Source organism: Macrococcus epidermidis, assembly GCF_003259695.1.
In the GTDB taxonomy this organism is placed as follows: Bacteria; Bacillota; Bacilli; order Staphylococcales; family Staphylococcaceae; genus Macrococcoides; species Macrococcoides epidermidis.
In genome coordinates this window covers 955287-972605 of sequence record NZ_PZJH01000001.1, presented here as the reverse complement: position 1 = coordinate 972605, position 17319 = coordinate 955287, and the positions used below count along the sequence as shown (strand labels likewise).

Sequence of the window (17319 nt, the reverse complement as noted above, 5' to 3'; positions counted from 1 at the left end):
TGGGGTGCTGAGAACACTCCACTTGAGATTCATTTATACGGTGACTATTCTTAAAAATTAGTATCATAATTACCACTATACTCTGTCAAATTATAGTTTTGGTAATTTTCGCAAACATTAGTTCATATTTTTGTTATTTAATCTTTCTATTTCTTCATCGATTTGCTTAACATCTATTCGTTCATATAATGGTGAAACAGATGCAAGTCTTTTTGGTAAATCCTCGATTACATACCATTCTAATGTTTCTATTCCCAGCATATCTTTTAGTTTTTCTGCACTAAATGGGAGGAAGGGATTCAATAATTGACTTAAATTTTGAATAATAAATACACATGTAGCTAAAGTTTCATCACATTTTTCTTTTACTTTTTTAAATGTAATCCATGGCTGTTGTTCGTCAAAGTATTTATTACATGTTCTTATAAATTCAAATATTAATTCTAACGCTTCTTTAATTTTAGTTGCTTCTATTAAATGCCCAACTTTTTGATAAAGTGAATGTGATTCATTTTTAATACCTTTATCAATTTCAGTTTGAGGGACTTCTAAATCATATGATTTTTCAATGAATTTAAATGTTCTATTAACGAGATTACCAAATGCACCAAGAAGTTCACTGTTATGACTATATATAAATTCTCTAAAAGAAAAATCTGCATCTCGAGATTCTGGTGCATTGATTGTAAAGAAATAGCGAATCGTATCAGGGTGATATCGTTCTATTAAATCCGGTATCCAGACTGCCCAATTTTGGCTGGTTGATATTTTTCGTTTTTCCAAAGTCATATATTCACTTGATACGATTGATTGTGGTAATCCATCAATATTTGCGCCCATTAGAATTGATGGCCAAATTACAGTGTGAAACGGAATATTGTCTTTCCCATGAATATAATAAGATTTTGTTCCTTTCATCCAAAATTGTTGGTAATCCTGATTATTTATTTTTCCCCATGCTTCTGATGCCGTTAAATATCCAGCTACTGCTTCAATCCAGACATATATCTTTTTATCTTCAAATCCTTTGATTGGCACATCCACACCATTAGGTAAATCACGTGTCACAGAACGATCAGGAATACCTTCTTTTAAATATCTTTCAGTTAGTGCCAATGCATTTTGACGCCAGTGATATTTCGTGCTCGTTTCTTTAAAATACTTTTCAAGTTGTTCCTGAAGACTACTAAATTTGTAATATAAATGATTTGTTTCTCTTATTACCGGTTCGTTACCACACAATTTACAACGCTTATTGATTAAATCTAGTGGATCGAGTATTGCTGAACATTGATCACATTGATCACCACGTGCTTTTGCGCCACAATTAGGACATTCACCTTCAACCAATCGATCAGGTAAAAACTGCTTATCATGTTCACAATACGCTTGCTCTATCGTTTTTTGATAAAGCATATCATTACCATATAATTTTAAGAATAATGACTTTACACCTTCATGATGTTCGTTTGAGTCTGTTCTAGTATATAAATCATAAGTAAACCCTAATCGTGTAAAGCAATGTTGAAATTCCTGATGATAAGTATCAGCAATATCTCGAGTGGTCTTTCCTTCTTGTTTGGCACGTAGTGCAATAGGTGTTCCGTTACAATCACTTCCAGACACATATAATACTTCTTCACCAGTCTGTCTGTAATATCTTGCAATAATGTCTCCAGGTAATAGTGCTGCGATATGACCAATGTGCAAAGAACCATTTGCATACGGCCATGCTCCTCCAATAAATACTGTCATTCTAAATCTCCCCCTTAAATTCCATAAAAAAAGTCCCAATCGCAAAAATGCGATTAGGACGATATATAATATTCGTGGTACCACCTAAGTTCGTATATTACTCACATAATATACCTCATAAAGTTAATAACTTTAATCCATTAACGCTGGGCACGTCGCAATCTACTCATACAAACTTTCTTTGCGAAGCTTAGAGTCATCCTTTAATTCGTTACTTCTTTTCAGCTACCGAAGCTCTCTATTTTATGAATTAAATCTTCTCATCAATGCTATTTTTTATTATTAGATATAATATATAAGATAATTGTGAAAATTACAATATATTTTTAAAGTTGATTGACATGGAGTTAACTCCATCAATTATTGTTTAGAAAAGGAGGCGAATATATGAAGATAGGAGAATTAAGTAAAACCGTAGACTTAAGCAAAGATACAATTCGTTATTATGAAAAGATGGGATTAATATCTCCAGCAATAATTAATAAAGTTAGAATTTATTCAGAAAAAGATATATTACGTTTAAAAAGTATTCAAATTTTAAAAACAGCAAGATTTAGCCTTATGGAGATTAAAATTTTTATTGAATATGATAATAAATTTAATTCGATGGATGAGATTTACAATATGCCACAAGATGATTTATCTTTGTTAAAAGATCTCATTAATAGAAAAATTGAAGAGATAGACCGAATTAAAAATGAATTAGAAATTGCTGCAAAGCTATTAAACAATATGAATAATAAATTGAAGGAGATTAAATGATGATAATGTTAATCATTTTAGTACTGATATATGCATTACTGACAATTATTGCTTCGGTAGGAGCTCTGTTAAATAGTGGATTTAGTTTCATGTATCTTTTGTTCGCGTTAAATTCAATTTTAATGATATTTTCAGTTTATCCGACTTTAAATCTTATTCTATTAGCGACATCATTGGTATTATTTTGCGGTTTAGCGATAATACATGGCTTAATGATAAAAGATTTTCATTTATCTCATATTATAGTTAGAATTATTATTTCGATTATTATTTTCGGAATTGCTTTTTATGTGAAGTAGGAGATTGAAATTGGTAGAACCCCCAATTTCGACAGACAAATTTAATTTGAAATTGGTGAAACCCCAATTTCGGCAGGAAAATCCAATCTGAAATTGGTAAAATCCCAAATTCGTCTCACAATTTCGTTATTAAATTGGTAGAATCCCAAATTCGGCAGACAGATTCAATCTGAAATTGGTGAAACCCCAATTTCGAACTAACATTTCTTATCGAAATTGGAGATGCTCACATCAACTTTAATTTTTACTATCATTTTTATATTTATGCTATACTCAAATCATTAAAGTGAGGTATAGATATAATGATAAAAGCATATGAATTTGCGCAAGTTATGAATAATGTGAATCAGTTACTTAAGATTTATAAAACAAATGATCCAACGACGAATAAAGCACAAAAAAATATTATATTAGACGAAATTAGAGCGATTTACATTGTGAATGGTATAGATGCAAGTGAGTATATTACTCAACTTGATGATATTCGGCTTTCCAAGACGAAAGCTACTATGATTCTTTCAGAAATGAAACAGTTTGTTGAACCTTTTGAAATGCCTTCCGCTAAACAAGTAGAGAAGTTATTCAAAAAGGTAAAGAAATTAAAGACACCACCAAATGATCAATATGATCTTCAGATGATGAGCTATCTCGGATGGAATGACCATTCTGCAAATCGAAAGTATATTGTCTATAAAGATAGTAAAGGTGCTTTTCAAAGTATATACGGGGAATTAGCTCCAACTAAAGTGAAGGGATTTTGTTCGATTTGTCACCATGAATCTGATGTTTCATTATTCTTAAATAAGACAAAAGCGAATAGTGACGGAACATATACTAAAAAGGGTGACTATATTTGTCATGATAGCAATGTGTGTAATCAACATTTAGATGACATCGAAAAATTATATCATTTCATACAAAAAATAAAGTAAGTGTCGATTGATTGACACTTACTTTATTTTTTATTAATACTTTTTCTTTTAATAATGAGATAGATCGTTATTATATTGACAATTGTAAAAGCTACAAAGATTATTAGCGAAATAGTAACTACAATTTTGACCCATAATTCATCGCGTATGCTTAGTGTACGAATATTAACTAAGACGAATGCAAGTGAGATAATGAGTGAAAGAACAGGGGATACTAAATTCATTTTATCTAAATTTGGATTGTTATAGCTTAAATATTTGATAATAACATCTCCTAAATAAGTATTTACTTCTTCTTCTGCCACCATTTAGGTGTTTCAATACCTTTATGATTATATACTGGTTTAATGATGTCAATAATTTCAACTGAGTCATGAATATGTTTAATTATCTCATTAATCGGTTTATATGCATCAGGTGCTTCATCTAAAGTATCCTCCACAACCGTACTGCTATATATCCCTTCCATTTGCTTTTCAAATGTTTCTAAGTTGAGCGTCTGTTTAGCTTTTGAACGAGATAATACGCGTCCTGCACCGTGTGGCGCAGAATAATTCCATTCTGGATTGCCTTTACCTTTTCCGATGATGATGCCATCACGCATATTGATTGGAATAACAACATCTCTATCAAGACTCGCATCACATGCACCTTTACGAATTAAATAGTCTTTATCTTTTACCTCTATAAAATTATGAGGTGAATTTATGATTTTTGCATTGTCCATCTGTATTCCAAAGTAATTGAGGATAACGGCTGTCATCATTAAACGACTCGTTTCTGCGAAGCGGCAAGCAGCTGTCATATCATTAATGTAATGCAATAAACTTTCACCTTTAAGATAGCTAACTTCTTCATCATAATGATTTTCCTGATTCAGTTGTTTTACAAATTTTATCATCGATTGAATAGCATGATGTTTATCTTGTTCCTTTAGAACATTGATAATAGGAGTAACATCAATATTTTTATGACTCTCTCTAGCTAAATCCTGATAGTGTTTTTCTATTTTAGCCCCTAAGAAGCGGCTACCAGAATGAATCGTAAGGTAATATTCATCAGATTTGTTCTTTCCAATCTCAACAAAATGATTACCGCCGCCTAAAGTTCCGACTGAATTGATTAATTGAATCATATTTACATTTTGAAATAGTAAAGATGTTTGAATTTCTTTTAAATTATCTAAAATAATATCTGTAATTTCTTGAGGTATATTATTAAATACAGGATGCTTAAGTTCATCGGTTCTTGGATATGTTGAAATATTATCAGTTATATACAGATCAAGTTCAGGAAAGTTAATATTATCAAGTTTACCTAATGGATAACTCATCATCCCACAACCAATATCCACACCGATAAATGCAGGTGGAATCTTGGCATTAGATTTGTTCATTAGAATAGATGTACCAATCGCACAACCTTTTCCCTCATGTACATCAGGCATCATCACAATATTAGTACCAGATAGAAAATCAAGGTTCGTCATATTCTGAACTCTATTCCTGGCAGCATCTTCAATGTTATCTGTCATGATAACCGCATGTGTATATTTTCCGGTGATGTTTATCATTTTTATAACTCCGATCTTAAAAGTTCTTGTAACCATTTAATCATAAATGTAAAATATAGTCAAAACATGATATGTAGTGTAAATATTTGATAGATTAAATTAACATGGTAACTTATAATGGTATTAAATTACTTATTATCCATTTTAAAATAGGGGTGTATATTATGTATTCAATTTTTGAAAAATATCTCTTAAAGCATTTTTTATATGGCATTCTAATTGGATTTCTCTACGCGCTTTTGTTAAGTGATCATTTACCATTTTTTTATGGTGGAATTGAATATTTATCAGAAGCACCTTTAATCAATTTTTTAATAAATATACTACAAATGATTTTTACAATTGCTATTCTCTATACTTTATTTGCTGTTTTGTATTATATGTATAAACCAAAAAAGTATTAATTACATATGAATATGGGTATATATATGTATATATTTTTTAGGAGTGAATTTAAATGAAAAAAATTATGATTATAAATACAAATACAGATCATTATAAAGGTTTAGAGGAAAAAACAGGTTTATGGTTAGGTGAGCTTGTTCATTTTTATGATTATTTTAAAGACAAAGACGTTGAGATAGATTTATACAGTGTTAATGGTGGTAAAGTACCGATTGATCCATTTAGCGTGAGTACTTTGATGTTAGATTATAAGACTAAGAATTACATGGAAGATCCTGAGTTTATGAAATTATTAGATAATACAAAGTCTATACATGAAGAGGATGTAAGTGATTACGACGCAGTTTACTTTACTGGTGGACATGGTACTGTGTTTGATTTCGTTGATAACGAAGATATTTCTCGAATTCTTAAAGAAATAGATAAAGAAAAGAAAGTGATATCATCTGTATGTCATGGTGCAGCAGCTTTACTGAACTTTGAGGACAATCGTTTGAAAGATACAGAGTTAACCGGATTCTCTAATCTAGAAGAACAGATAGTAAGAAAGACTAATAAAGTACCATTTCTATTAGAAGATGAGCTTAAGAAGAAGGGTGCGAATTATAAAAAAGCGGTATTACCGATGGCTTCGAAAGTCGTTCAGGATGGTAATATCATTACTGGACAAAATCCACAATCACCTAAAATTGTTGCGAAGAAAGTTTGGAGTGCAATTAAGTAAATTCTAATATAACAATATTATGTAAACAGACTGTCTATATTTGGATGGTTTGTTTTTTATGGAGTTTAACTTTTTTATAATTTTTTTTTAGAATATTATTAATTTAAAGTGATATAATTATAAAAAAATTTAGAGAGGTGAGATTATGATAATACGATCGGTTGAAGTAAAAGATGCAGAGAAGATTCTAGAATATACAAAAATGGAAAAAGATGTACCTGAAGTTTGGATACGATCTTTAGATAAAAAAGAATATTCCATTATAAAAGAATTTTTGTACCATGCAATTTATGTACCTGAAGGGAGTAAAAAACCTAATAAATCAATCGTAGATAAAAAAGAATTATTAAAGTATTATGAAGATTTTGGAAGAAAAGATGATTATACTATGGCAGCAGTAATAAATAATAGAGTAATAGGATTAGCATGGTGTAGACAATTTAATGAAACTGATAAAAGTTATGGGTTCTATAAGGATGATTTTGTTGAATTAAATATTTCGATATTACCAGATTTTCGAAAACAAGGTTTAGGAAAAGTTCTTATGGAACAATTAATTTATTTATTAAAAAATAATAATGTTAATGGAATTTCATTAAGTGTTACGAATGGAAATTATGCACAACAATTATATAAAAATATTGGATTTAAACCAATTGCTGTTAGAGATGAAGATACATTAATGATTAAAGAATTATAACAATCGTACTTTTTGGAAAGTATGTTCAAATTCGTAGTGTAATTAAAGTATGAATATCAAAGTAATAATATTTAATACTCTAATCATTTCAATTAAGGTGTTTTATGATAATAATATAAAAATAATAACCGGACAAAATCCACAATCGCCATAAGGCGTGGCTAAGAAAGTCTGGAATGCAATTCAGTAATTATTTTACGAAAGAATATATATATTACAATCTATCCATAGTTTTGGATAGATTTTTTTATATATTTACTGTCATATTAAGTTAATTATATAATATATGTAATTAAGTGTTAAACTATGGTAATATCAATTTAAAATACGAGGAGGGATGAAGATGACTTTCACAAAACGTGTAATAACTTCTGTTATAATCATTTTTCTAATCGCAGCAGGAATCTTGTATTCTGAGTCTACAAAAAAAGAAGTTAAATCTAAACCGATAAAAGAGAGCTTACTGATTAAACAATTGGAAAGTAACGCGTATGCAAATGGTGAAGCTGCGATGAAAGATTTTAAAGAAAAGCTTTTTCCTCATTCAAAGAGTGAAGGTATGATTGTAAATCCAGATAAGCAATCAAATCCTAAATTTTACTCTATATTTGTTAGTGAGAAAGATAAAAATGACAAAAACAAAAATTACGCTTTTGGATATGCCATTTATAATTCGCAATCAAAAACATATCATCTAGATATTGTGGATACAGGCATCCAATTAGAAGAAGGTATGACAGGTATAACAAAGAAAACTGTCATTGGCAATACTGTTTCGACATTCTATGCTGGGCATAACGAAGATGATAAACTTGAAAAATATGAATCTGGCGTGATTGATGAAGCAACAAATCTTACGGTTAAATTTACAGACCAGATTATACATAATACACAAAGATTAGATGATATTATTTCAAATGAATATATTGAAAGTCTGAATGCATTAGAAATGGCTGTAGTAACTCTAACGCCCCCATATAATCCTAAAAATCTTAAAGTTATGATTGCTGATTATGAGATGGATGGTAATCAATATGGTGCGGTAGCTGTTATTCACAATAGTGGTGGAGGGCGTATGGTAACACGTGTTGTTGATGATTTATTAATATCAAAGCGTATGCAAACCTTTAATAAATCACTTAAAATTGATGGTCAGCAATTAGATATTACGATAGGGAATGAAATTGTAGCATCATCAAAGAACAGTATTAGACATGAAGTAGGTAATGTGGGTTCAATAACAGTCAATATTAAATAAAGAGGTGGATAATATGAATTTTGGAGACAAACTATTTATTTTATTTTTAAATGCATGCTGGATGTTTTTCATTTATTATTTGGTAAGAATTCACGACAATGAGTTTTTAAATTATTTACCGTTTATCATACCAGCAAGCTTAATTGTTATCTGTTTTATCATGTTATTTCAATTAAGAGATGAAACGACAAAAGATGTAAAAGTAAGAGAGTTTGATGAAGAAAAGTAGATTATCTTATTATTATTATAGAATGGTAATAATTTATTGTATTAATAAGATCAAAAAAGTACCAGCTGTTTATATATCAGTTAGTACTTTTTTTGGATTTATCTTTGGATGGATAATTTTATATCTCGATAGATCTTTCTTATATATAATACGCTCTGTTATTTCATATGGCTGTGTATAATTCATCTCTGAAACTTTTACATTACCGTTTTGATATACATGTTCAATGTATGCTACATGACCTTGCGTGCCTCTTGGTGATTGAAGTAACGCACCTTTTCGTGGCGAATGGTTTACAGTATATCCATCTTGTTTAGCAAGTTTCGCCCAGTGCTTGGCATCACGCCAGGATCGTTCTATCATGTTGCCGTCTTTCTTTACTTTATCAAATACATAATAAGTACATTGTCCTTTATCATAAGTATTTATAGCCATCGGATCTGGCATAAGTTCAATGCGTAATGTGTTGTAGTTATCGATTATCCTATCTTGATTTATAAAAAGCAGAAATAATGATAATAATATAATGAAGAATGAGATTATTCTTTTCATAGTGATTTTATATACCAGCGATCCATTGCTGAATGGTCACTGCCTTCGATTGGTTGTTCTAATAATTTGAATCCATACTTTTCATAGAGTATACATGCAACTTCTAGCTTACTCATTGTTTCTAAATAACATGACTTATAATAGTGTGAAGCAAATGCTAATGCCTGGTCCATTAATAGTTTAGAGATACCTTTACCTTGTGAAGATTCTGAAAGATAGAGTTTTTGAAGTTCACATATCGTCCCATCTTCACTAAATGGAGCAATGCCAACACCACCTAAAACTTCTCCATTTTGCTCTGCTATCCAGTATTGGGCATATTTACGTTCACCATAATATGATGATAGTTGTGCTAGTTCTGGGTCAAAGTATGCTGATCCAGGGATATCTAAGTTGAACGATTCAAGAGACGTTTGAATGATTTTATGGATGATGGGATTATCTTTTTGTTGGATTGATCTGATTTGAATTGTATTAGGCATAAGGATACCTCCTTTAAGATTACTGTAAATAGTAATGAAGCGCGGTGTGTATGTCAATAAAATAGGGATGCTTATTAATTAATCATAGATTATTTCAATTATACAACTGTTATATATCATTGAGTAAGTTAGCAAACGAACAACCGCGAATATGAAATATTATGTTATACGCTTCTAGCAATCAATAAGCTATATATTATCTACACCTTTTAATATTTCACGAATTAATCACTAGATTTAACGGTCTTTATTCGTTATGATAGTTGTATCAATTTAGAAGAGGTGTTTTATCAATGGATATGAATTTTAATATGTTTATGGAAGATTTCGTAAACAATGCACGTCAAGAAATCGAAACTGCGGGTTACAAACAGTTAACAACGCCTGAAGCGGTTAAAGAAACGTTTGATAAACCTGGTACAACATTTGTTATGATCAACTCTGTATGTGGTTGTGCTGGCGGTATCGCTCGTCCTGCTGCTGCGCATGCATTACATTATGATAAATTACCTGATCAATTAGTAACTGTATTTGCTGGTCAGGATAAAGAAGCGACTGAAACAGCTCGTGATTACTTTGAAGGTTATCCACCAAGCAGTCCATCATTTGCTTTACTTAAAGATGGTAAGATTGTAAAAATGATCGAAAGACATGAAATAGAAGGTCACGATCCAATGAGTGTTATTACAAACATTCAAGCTTTATTTGAAGAGCATTGTGAGGAACGTTAATTCATTCATGAAGATTAAGCCTTATAAGATTGGTTCGCGTACGATTAAGACTGCTTTCGGTATGTCTCTCGGCGTAATCATCTGTAAGATGATGGGTCTCGAGAATTTCTCATCTGCTGCTATTTTAGTCGTTCTTTGTGTGAAGAATACAAAAGTTAAATCTTTAGAAGCTGCAAGTGCGAGATTTTTCTCGTGCTTGCTTGGTATTTTGTTTTCATATATTTTCTTTATGAATTTAGGCTTTAATCCGGTTGTCCTCGGTATTCTCGTCTTACTGTTTATTCCTGTTACAGTAATGTTCGGTATACAAGAAGGTGTTGTCACAAGTATCGTTATCATTCTACATTGCTTTAATTCAGGTCATATCGACTGGGCATTAGCTGTTAATGAATTTCTATTACTTTGTGTAGGTATGGGCATCGCTTTAATTTTAAATCTTTATATGCCGAATCACAACAATGCATTAAATGGTTATAAACGTGCGATAGAGATGGAATTTCAGGTTATTGTCAGCCGATTGAGCGATGCGTTAAAGCATCCTGAAATTGTATTGAACACAAATGATATTGATAAGCTGCATGAAACGATTGAACGTGCAAAGTCACTTGCCTATATGGAAGTCGAGAATCATTTTTCACGTAATGATAATTCGTATTATCATTATTTTGATATGCGTGAATCTCAACTTGAACTTTTGGCACGCATGACACATCTGATCAATGATATAAGCTGTAAAGATAAGCTACATATGCAGTGTAGCGGATTATTAGAGGATCTATCAAATAATATTACAAGTAATAATTTTACTGCAATAAGATTACATGATTTATATGAGATAATGCTGGATCTTGATAATTATCCATTACCGGATTCACATGAGCGATTAAAATCTCGTTCAGCTGCAATCCAGCTGCTAAAAGAGATTGAAAGTTATTTAATGATTAAATCTAAATTTGGTTCTTTAAAGATGTACTAAAAAACGTTGAGAAATTATTCTCAGTTTTTTACATATTAAGATATGGTAATACAGCGCTAAGTACTAAAGCTGCAACAATTAATACAAGTAAGACGATGATAAAGACTTTGCGTGCTGTTTTGTTATTCATTCTGTACTTCCTTTCATAAGTGCGTTTTATTTATTATATCAAATAATTGATTTTACGTCTTATCCTTTATTGATGAACAGTTGTTTGGTACGATAAATATAAATAATATTTTGAGGAGTGTTGTCAATGAACCAGCAAAGATTAGTGGATACTTTTATTGAACTTGTAAAGATTGATAGCGAGAGTGGTAATGAACGTGAGATTGCAAATCATTTAAAAACTTTATATGAAGAGCTTGGCTTTGAAGTCACTGAAGATGATACACAAAGCAAAACAGGTTTTGGTGCGGGCAATCTGATTATGAAATTAAAAGGGACAACAGATCAGGAGACAATCTTGCTATCTTGTCATATGGATACTGTTACACCTGGTAATGGCATAAACCCGATTATTACAGATAATGTCATTCATACAGATGGTTCTACGATTCTTGGTGCAGATGATAAAGCGGGGATTGCTGCAATGATTGAAGCAATTCGAACGATTAATGAAGAACAAATCCCACATGGTGATATTGAAGTTGTTATTTCTGTTGGAGAAGAATCTCATTTAATAGGTGCTAGTGTATTAGATGGTTCTAAATTTGATGCGAAACTTGGCTATGCATTGGATGCTGGTGGTAAAGTTGGTACAATTGTAAACCAGGCGCCAACAAACGCAACGCTTAACATTGAAATTACAGGTGTTACGGCACATGCAGGTGTGGCCCCAGAAAACGGCGTGAGTGCGATAAACATTGCTTCACGTGCAATCAGTAATATGAAACTAGGTAGAATAGATGCAGAAACGACTGCTAATATAGGTACGATTGAAGGTGGTTCAAGAACAAATATCGTCGCTGAAAAATGTTATATTGTTGCTGAAGCGCGTAGTTTAGTTGATAGTAAAATGGAAGCACAAGTTGCACACATGAAAGAAGCGATCCTAACTGCTGCAGCAGAACTTGGTGGTAAAGCTGATGTTGAGGTTAAAGTTAATTATCCTTCATTCAATGTTGAAAAAACAAGCAAGGTTATCGAGATTGCAAGTCAAGCAGCTGAACGTGTTGGTAGAACACCAGAAGTTGTATCTAACGGTGGGGGTAGTGATGCTAACTTTATTAACAAGTTTGTTCCAACTGTTGTATTAGCTGTCGGCTATCAGGATATTCATACGGTAAATGAAAAGATGCCGATTGATGAATTAAATAAATTAACAGAACAAGTAATTGAAATCATTAAGCTTGTTTAGTTAAAACAATATAGACATGTGCTATAATAATCATGAAAATTCATTTGAAAGAGGTATATTATGAGTAAACAACAAATAGGTGTAATCGGTTTAGCCGTAATGGGTAAAAATTTAGCGTGGAATATAGAATCACGCGGAAATACTGTTTCAGTATTTAACCGTTCAAAGGAAAAAACTGAAGAGATGATGAAAGAATCAGTTGGTAAAAATATTTTCCCAACATACTCTCTCGAAGAATTCGTAAATAGCCTTGAAAAGCCACGTAAAATCATGATGATGGTTAAAGCTGGGGAAGCAACAGATGCAACAATCGAAAGCTTGATTCCATTATTAGATCAAGGTGATATTTTAATCGATGGTGGTAACACTAACTACAACGATACGATTCGTCGTAATGCATATCTTTCAGAAAAAGGATTCAATTTCATCGGTACTGGTGTTTCAGGTGGTGAAGAAGGCGCATTACATGGCCCTTCAATTATGCCAGGTGGTCAAAAAGAGGCATATGAACTTGTTAGACCTATTCTAGAATCTATTGCTGCTAAAGCTGAAGACGGCAAACCATGTGTTGCTTATATTGGTCCAGATGGTGCCGGTCATTACGTTAAAATGGTACACAACGGTATTGAATATGCAGATATGCAGTTAATCGCTGAGAGTTATGATTTAATGAAAAATGTATTAGCTATGTCAAATGAAGAAATCGCTGATACATTTAAATCATGGAATGAAGGCGAATTAGATAGCTACTTAATCGAAATCACAGCTGATATCTTCAAGAAATTAGATGAAGATGGTACGCCACTCGTTGAAAAAGTAATGGATAAAGCTGGTCAAAAAGGAACAGGTAAATGGACATCAATTAACGCATTAGACTTAGGTCAGCCATTAACAATAATCACAGAAAGTGTATTTGCACGTTTCACCTCTAGTCAAAAAGACGAAAGAATTGTTGCGAGTCAAAATATCAACTCAAATAAAACAAACTTCGAAGGGGATAAAGCTGAATTTTTAGAAGCAATTCGTGAAGCATTATATATGAGTAAAATTTGTTGCTATGCACAAGGTTTTGCACAGATGAGAGCTGCAAGTGAAGCTTATAACTGGAACTTACAGTTAGGTGATTTAGCAATGATCTGGCGTGAAGGTTGTATCATTCGTGCACAATTCTTACAAAAGATTAAAGAAGCATATGATAATAACGCAGATTTACAAAACTTATTATTAGACCCATATTTCAAAGAAGTTGTAGAAAAGTATCAAACGAGTTTACGTAAGGTGGCAGCTACTGCAATCACTACAGGTACACCAGCACCAAGTTTTGCAGCAGCAATTAATTATTTTGATTCTTATACATCAAAAGATTTACCTGCAAACTTAATTCAGGCACAACGTGATTATTTCGGTGCGCACACTTATGAACGTAAAGATAAGGAAGGCGTATTCCATACAGACTGGAAATAATTTTGTTTATATCAAAAAGCGCGTAAGACAAACGTCTTGCGCGCTTTTTATAATGTTGGTATCCAAAGTTCAACTTTATTGAAACTATTATCAAAATCCATATCATCAGGAAAAATATAAATATACTGACTATTACGTTCGTAGTGTATATTAAAGTCTACTTGTTTTTCGACAGATTGCCAAATTTCATTAAATACATAATCAAGCTTTCCACGAGCTTCAAATTTAGCGTAATCACCGTTATAGATTTGTTTACTTTCATAATCAAAAGTACGTTCTGACTTTACACCTACAAATATTTCTATATCATTTGGATTAGGCTGAACAACTACATAAATATTTTTGTCTGAGCTAAATGATAATAATGATTTAATTTCTTCCTTTTCTTTTAACTCATAGACAATATCCGGCACTAGAAAATGATTACCTAATTCATTAAATGAAACGATTTCTTGTATGCCTACAATTCTGAAACTATCCATCGTCTGTATTTTATAAGGCATCGGAGGCTTCGTCGTTACAGAAAGCTGAATGTAGAGTCGTTCTACCATTCTTAATTGTTCAGGGTTAGTTCTAACCTGAATCGGTGAAATTTGATGGTGATTGCTAAATGCAGTACTAAATTCGTGTGCAGTTGAAAAACCAAACTGATTGGCGATATCCACAAGACGGTAATTACCATTTAACAACTTTTTAGCGGCCTCGGTCATTTTACGATGATATATATATTCTTCTAAATTCATGCCGGTAATCATAGTAAATGTTTGATTTATATGCATTGGATTTTCATTTAAATATGTTCCGATTGTTTCATATTTAAATGGTTCGAATAAATGATCTTCAATATATACGATTGTTTTCTGCATTAAGTCAATATTATTCATAATTCACATCTTCCTTAAAGTATGTTTTAAATAGATTTCGTGTATTCATAAATATTTATTTTTTCTGATGGATCATTATTTATTTGTTGCAAAGGTATATGATATTTTAGATTGAAATGAATGATATCCTGTAAATATACTTCATATTCTGGTTTTGCATAATAAAGAATGATATCACATTTTTCTATAGATGATGTCATTAAGTTTTCCATCACTTTTTGAAATACGAACACTGAAAATGGGTTAAAGAAAAATAAATGTGTCTCTTCACCACTAAATTGATACTGTAATGCATTAATATTTTGAGCATGAACATCATTTTCTTGATGATGCAATAAGTTATAATTTTTAATGTTTTCAAGGCTTTTTAAGTATAGCTGCTTATTCAATTCAATGCCTATCGTTTTTATTTTGAATACATAGTTAGTGAAGATTGGAACGCGCATTAATCCAGAGCCAAAATCTACTAACAATGCATCTTCAGTTAAGTCTTCTTTAATCATGTTAAATAATGATAATAAATCACGATAAATCGTTGGTTCATAACGATTAGAATGATGATTTGTAAAAGTTTCAAGATAAGGTTTAGTCTTTATATTGAGCAATGTATCAAAATCCTGCTCTGAGTAAAGTTCAAATGATGATTGTATAAATTTATTCATAATTCAAATATTAACACAATTATGGCACAATAAAAACCTTTGAATCATTATGATTCAAAGGTTTTTATTGATTTAAATATTAAACGTCCCACCAGTGGAAATTATCTCGACTTAATAACAAATCGCTTTTTACAGGGCCGTTAGATCCAGCCTGATAATTTGGGAATGGAGCAGGATGTGCATCCCAGTAATCAGCAACAGTATCCACATAACTCCATGTTGCCTTTAATTCTTCCCAGTGTGTAAAGTTAGTGGCATCGCCTTTTAGACAGTCATAAATTAATCCTTCATATGCGTCGACTGTATTCATCTTATCTTGTGTCGTCATCGCATATGATAATTTAACTGGTTCAGTATCGATACCTTCGATATATTTACGTGCATTTAAATGTAGTTCAATACCTTCATTTGGTTGAATATTAATAACAAGTAAATTGGAATCTAGCTGATTATCCTTTTGATAATAAAGATTCATCGGCATCTCTTTAAATTCAACAACCACACGTATTTCTTTTTCCTTCATACGTTTACCTGTACGAATGTAGAAGGGCACACCTGCCCATCTAAAGTTATCGAGCATAACTTTAGCAGCAACAAATGTAGGTGTATTACTTTCTGGATTTACATTTTCTTCATCACGATATCGTTTTACTTTTTCGCCGTTTATTTCACCGACATCATATTGTCCTCGAACGAAATAGCTTCTTACGTGTTCAGGCTGAATTTTACGGATAGAACGAAGTGCCTTTACTTTTTCATTCCGAATATCTTCAGATGATAATGAAATAGGAGGCTCCATTGCAAGAAGTGAAACAATTTGTAACATGTGATTTTGTACCATATCTTTTAAAGCGCCACTATTATCGTAATAGCCACCACGGTCTTCAACACCTAAAATTTCTGAAGAAGTGACTTGAATATTTGAGATATATTTATTATTCCATAACGGTTCAAACATTGCATTGCTAAATCGAATTACTTCGATGTTTTGCACCATATCTTTACCAAGATAATGGTCAATTCGATAAATTTCCTCTTCTTTAAATGATTTTCTTAGCTGATTATTTAGTTTTTCAGCAGAAGCAAGATCTTTACCGAAAGGTTTTTCAATAATTAAGCGTTTAAATCCTTTTGTTTTTGTCAGTCCGCTAGATTTTAAGAAATCTGATACAGTACCAAAAAATTCTGGTGCCATTGCTAAATAGAATAGACGGTTACCATTTAAGTTATATTGTGCATCTAAAGATTCAGAGAGTGTCAGCAGCGCGTCATAACTTTCTTTATTATTAACGTCATGAGACTGGTAATAAACATGTTCCATAAATTCATCGATTTTATGTGTATCTTTAACAAATTTTTCGATAGATGATTTAATTTCAGCTCTGAATTTTTCATTCGTCCAGTCACGTCGTCCAATACCAATGATTGCAACATGCTCATTCAAGTTATCTTGCTGATAAAGGTGGAATAACGATGGGAATAACTTGCGGTGACTTAAATCACCTGTTGCACCGAAAATTGTTATTAAACAGGGAATATTTTGCTTTTCAATATCCAAAATAAATACCTCG

19 protein-coding genes are annotated in these 17319 nt (G+C 31.7%); 11 read left to right on the top strand and 8 right to left on the bottom strand.

Annotation, left to right across the window (positions count from 1 at the left end; all coding sequences use genetic code 11):
* Window positions 1-117 precede the first annotated feature (117 nt).
* Window positions 118-1755: a methionine--tRNA ligase gene (metG, locus tag BHU61_RS05070; protein WP_111715107.1), complete on the bottom strand. Its 1638-nt coding sequence runs from the start codon at window positions 1753-1755 to the stop codon at window positions 118-120.
* A 387-nt stretch (window positions 1756-2142) separates the two neighbouring features.
* On the opposite strand from metG, the gene BHU61_RS05065 reads away from it, so the two are divergent.
* From BHU61_RS05065 to BHU61_RS05055, 3 genes are all read left to right on the top strand, one after another.
* The gene (locus BHU61_RS05065; RefSeq protein ID WP_111715106.1) at window positions 2143-2517 is read left to right on the top strand and encodes a MerR family transcriptional regulator; all 375 of its coding nucleotides are present in this window, start codon (window positions 2143-2145) and stop codon (window positions 2515-2517) included.
* On the top strand, window positions 2517-2816 hold the full coding sequence (locus tag BHU61_RS05060; protein ID WP_111715104.1) for a hypothetical protein: 300 nt from the start codon (window positions 2517-2519) through the stop codon (window positions 2814-2816). The genes BHU61_RS05065 and BHU61_RS05060 overlap by 1 nt, the downstream gene beginning before the upstream one ends.
* A 302-nt stretch (window positions 2817-3118) precedes the next feature.
* Entirely contained in the window at window positions 3119-3748 is a 630-nt protein-coding gene (locus BHU61_RS05055; protein ID WP_111715103.1) for a FusB/FusC family EF-G-binding protein, read from the top strand.
* Window positions 3749-4034: 286 nt separating this feature from the next.
* Here the strand turns inward: BHU61_RS05055 and BHU61_RS05045 are convergent, their stop codons facing one another.
* Window positions 4035-5321, bottom strand: coding sequence for an RtcB family protein (locus tag BHU61_RS05045; RefSeq protein ID WP_170122457.1), 1287 nt, complete (start codon window positions 5319-5321; stop codon window positions 4035-4037).
* A gap of 457 nt (window positions 5322-5778) precedes the next feature.
* Here BHU61_RS05045 and BHU61_RS05035 point away from each other — a divergent pair, with 457 nt between their 5' ends.
* From BHU61_RS05035 to BHU61_RS05020, 4 genes are all read left to right on the top strand, one after another.
* On the top strand, window positions 5779-6450 hold the full coding sequence (locus tag BHU61_RS05035; protein ID WP_111715096.1) for a type 1 glutamine amidotransferase domain-containing protein: 672 nt from the start codon (window positions 5779-5781) through the stop codon (window positions 6448-6450).
* Window positions 6451-6595: 145 nt separating this feature from the next.
* Entirely contained in the window at window positions 6596-7150 is a 555-nt protein-coding gene (locus tag BHU61_RS05030; protein WP_111715094.1) for a GNAT family N-acetyltransferase, read from the top strand.
* A gap of 343 nt (window positions 7151-7493) precedes the next feature.
* Entirely contained in the window at window positions 7494-8408 is a 915-nt protein-coding gene (locus tag BHU61_RS05025; protein WP_111715093.1) for a hypothetical protein, read from the top strand.
* A gap of 13 nt (window positions 8409-8421) precedes the next feature.
* Window positions 8422-8637, top strand: coding sequence for a hypothetical protein (locus BHU61_RS05020; protein WP_111715091.1), 216 nt, complete (start codon window positions 8422-8424; stop codon window positions 8635-8637).
* A gap of 69 nt (window positions 8638-8706) precedes the next feature.
* Here BHU61_RS05020 and BHU61_RS05015 read toward each other — a convergent pair whose 3' ends face one another.
* Together BHU61_RS05015 and BHU61_RS05010 are read right to left on the bottom strand one after the other, a co-directional pair.
* Entirely contained in the window at window positions 8707-9189 is a 483-nt protein-coding gene (locus BHU61_RS05015; protein ID WP_111715090.1) for a CHAP domain-containing protein, read from the bottom strand.
* A complete protein-coding gene (locus tag BHU61_RS05010; RefSeq protein ID WP_379883762.1) occupies window positions 9186-9671 on the bottom strand; it encodes a GNAT family N-acetyltransferase in 486 nt (161 codons plus the stop codon). The genes BHU61_RS05015 and BHU61_RS05010 overlap by 4 nt, the downstream gene beginning before the upstream one ends.
* A 293-nt stretch (window positions 9672-9964) precedes the next feature.
* On the opposite strand from BHU61_RS05010, the gene BHU61_RS05005 reads away from it, so the two are divergent.
* Both BHU61_RS05005 and BHU61_RS05000 read left to right on the top strand, forming a co-directional pair.
* Complete coding sequence (locus BHU61_RS05005; RefSeq protein ID WP_111715088.1) at window positions 9965-10402, top strand: BrxA/BrxB family bacilliredoxin; 438 nt, start codon at window positions 9965-9967, stop codon at window positions 10400-10402.
* A 7-nt stretch (window positions 10403-10409) separates the two neighbouring features.
* On the top strand, window positions 10410-11378 hold the full coding sequence (locus BHU61_RS05000) for an aromatic acid exporter family protein (RefSeq protein WP_111715087.1): 969 nt from the start codon (window positions 10410-10412) through the stop codon (window positions 11376-11378).
* Window positions 11379-11406: 28 nt separating this feature from the next.
* On the opposite strand, the gene prli42 is transcribed toward BHU61_RS05000, so the two are convergent.
* Window positions 11407-11508, bottom strand: a complete 102-nt coding sequence (gene prli42 / locus BHU61_RS13360; protein WP_157742174.1) for a stressosome-associated protein Prli42 — start codon at window positions 11506-11508, stop codon at window positions 11407-11409.
* Between the two features lie 126 nt (window positions 11509-11634).
* Between prli42 and BHU61_RS04995 the strand changes: the two genes are divergently transcribed.
* Window positions 11635-12738 carry a M20/M25/M40 family metallo-hydrolase gene (locus tag BHU61_RS04995; RefSeq protein ID WP_111715085.1) on the top strand — a complete coding sequence of 368 codons (1104 nt, stop codon included), beginning with the start codon at window positions 11635-11637 and terminating at the stop codon, window positions 12736-12738.
* A 60-nt stretch (window positions 12739-12798) separates the two neighbouring features.
* On the top strand, window positions 12799-14202 hold the full coding sequence (gene gndA / locus BHU61_RS04990) for an NADP-dependent phosphogluconate dehydrogenase (protein ID WP_111715083.1): 1404 nt from the start codon (window positions 12799-12801) through the stop codon (window positions 14200-14202).
* A gap of 47 nt (window positions 14203-14249) precedes the next feature.
* Here gndA and BHU61_RS04985 read toward each other — a convergent pair whose 3' ends face one another.
* From BHU61_RS04985 to zwf, 3 genes are all read right to left on the bottom strand, one after another.
* The gene (locus BHU61_RS04985; RefSeq protein WP_111715082.1) at window positions 14250-15086 is read right to left on the bottom strand and encodes an effector binding domain-containing protein; all 837 of its coding nucleotides are present in this window, start codon (window positions 15084-15086) and stop codon (window positions 14250-14252) included.
* Between the two features lie 26 nt (window positions 15087-15112).
* Window positions 15113-15748, bottom strand: coding sequence for a hypothetical protein (locus BHU61_RS04980; RefSeq protein ID WP_111715080.1), 636 nt, complete (start codon window positions 15746-15748; stop codon window positions 15113-15115).
* A gap of 79 nt (window positions 15749-15827) precedes the next feature.
* Complete coding sequence (gene zwf / locus BHU61_RS04975) at window positions 15828-17306, bottom strand: glucose-6-phosphate dehydrogenase (RefSeq protein ID WP_111715078.1); 1479 nt, start codon at window positions 17304-17306, stop codon at window positions 15828-15830.
* Window positions 17307-17319 lie beyond the last annotated feature (13 nt).

What these genes read in the sequence shown, in the direction of transcription:
- metG (WP_111715107.1), bottom strand. Translation starts at nt 1,755, where the DNA reads ATGACAGTATTTATTGGAGGAGCATGGCCGTATGCAAATGGTTCTTTG.
- BHU61_RS05065 (WP_111715106.1), top strand. Translation starts at nt 2,143, where the DNA reads ATGAAGATAGGAGAATTAAGTAAAACCGTAGACTTAAGCAAAGATACA.
- BHU61_RS05060 (WP_111715104.1), top strand. Translation starts at nt 2,517, where the DNA reads ATGATAATGTTAATCATTTTAGTACTGATATATGCATTACTGACAATT.
- BHU61_RS05055 (WP_111715103.1), top strand. Translation starts at nt 3,119, where the DNA reads ATGATAAAAGCATATGAATTTGCGCAAGTTATGAATAATGTGAATCAG.
- BHU61_RS05045 (WP_170122457.1), bottom strand. Translation starts at nt 5,321, where the DNA reads ATGATAAACATCACCGGAAAATATACACATGCGGTTATCATGACAGAT.
- BHU61_RS05035 (WP_111715096.1), top strand. Translation starts at nt 5,779, where the DNA reads ATGAAAAAAATTATGATTATAAATACAAATACAGATCATTATAAAGGT.
- BHU61_RS05030 (WP_111715094.1), top strand. Translation starts at nt 6,596, where the DNA reads ATGATAATACGATCGGTTGAAGTAAAAGATGCAGAGAAGATTCTAGAA.
- BHU61_RS05025 (WP_111715093.1), top strand. Translation starts at nt 7,494, where the DNA reads ATGACTTTCACAAAACGTGTAATAACTTCTGTTATAATCATTTTTCTA.
- BHU61_RS05020 (WP_111715091.1), top strand. Translation starts at nt 8,422, where the DNA reads ATGAATTTTGGAGACAAACTATTTATTTTATTTTTAAATGCATGCTGG.
- BHU61_RS05015 (WP_111715090.1), bottom strand. Translation starts at nt 9,189, where the DNA reads ATGAAAAGAATAATCTCATTCTTCATTATATTATTATCATTATTTCTG.
- BHU61_RS05010 (WP_379883762.1), bottom strand. Translation starts at nt 9,671, where the DNA reads ATGCCTAATACAATTCAAATCAGATCAATCCAACAAAAAGATAATCCC.
- BHU61_RS05005 (WP_111715088.1), top strand. Translation starts at nt 9,965, where the DNA reads ATGGATATGAATTTTAATATGTTTATGGAAGATTTCGTAAACAATGCA.
- BHU61_RS05000 (WP_111715087.1), top strand. Translation starts at nt 10,410, where the DNA reads ATGAAGATTAAGCCTTATAAGATTGGTTCGCGTACGATTAAGACTGCT.
- prli42 (WP_157742174.1), bottom strand. Translation starts at nt 11,508, where the DNA reads ATGAATAACAAAACAGCACGCAAAGTCTTTATCATCGTCTTACTTGTA.
- BHU61_RS04995 (WP_111715085.1), top strand. Translation starts at nt 11,635, where the DNA reads ATGAACCAGCAAAGATTAGTGGATACTTTTATTGAACTTGTAAAGATT.
- gndA (WP_111715083.1), top strand. Translation starts at nt 12,799, where the DNA reads ATGAGTAAACAACAAATAGGTGTAATCGGTTTAGCCGTAATGGGTAAA.
- BHU61_RS04985 (WP_111715082.1), bottom strand. Translation starts at nt 15,086, where the DNA reads ATGAATAATATTGACTTAATGCAGAAAACAATCGTATATATTGAAGAT.
- BHU61_RS04980 (WP_111715080.1), bottom strand. Translation starts at nt 15,748, where the DNA reads ATGAATAAATTTATACAATCATCATTTGAACTTTACTCAGAGCAGGAT.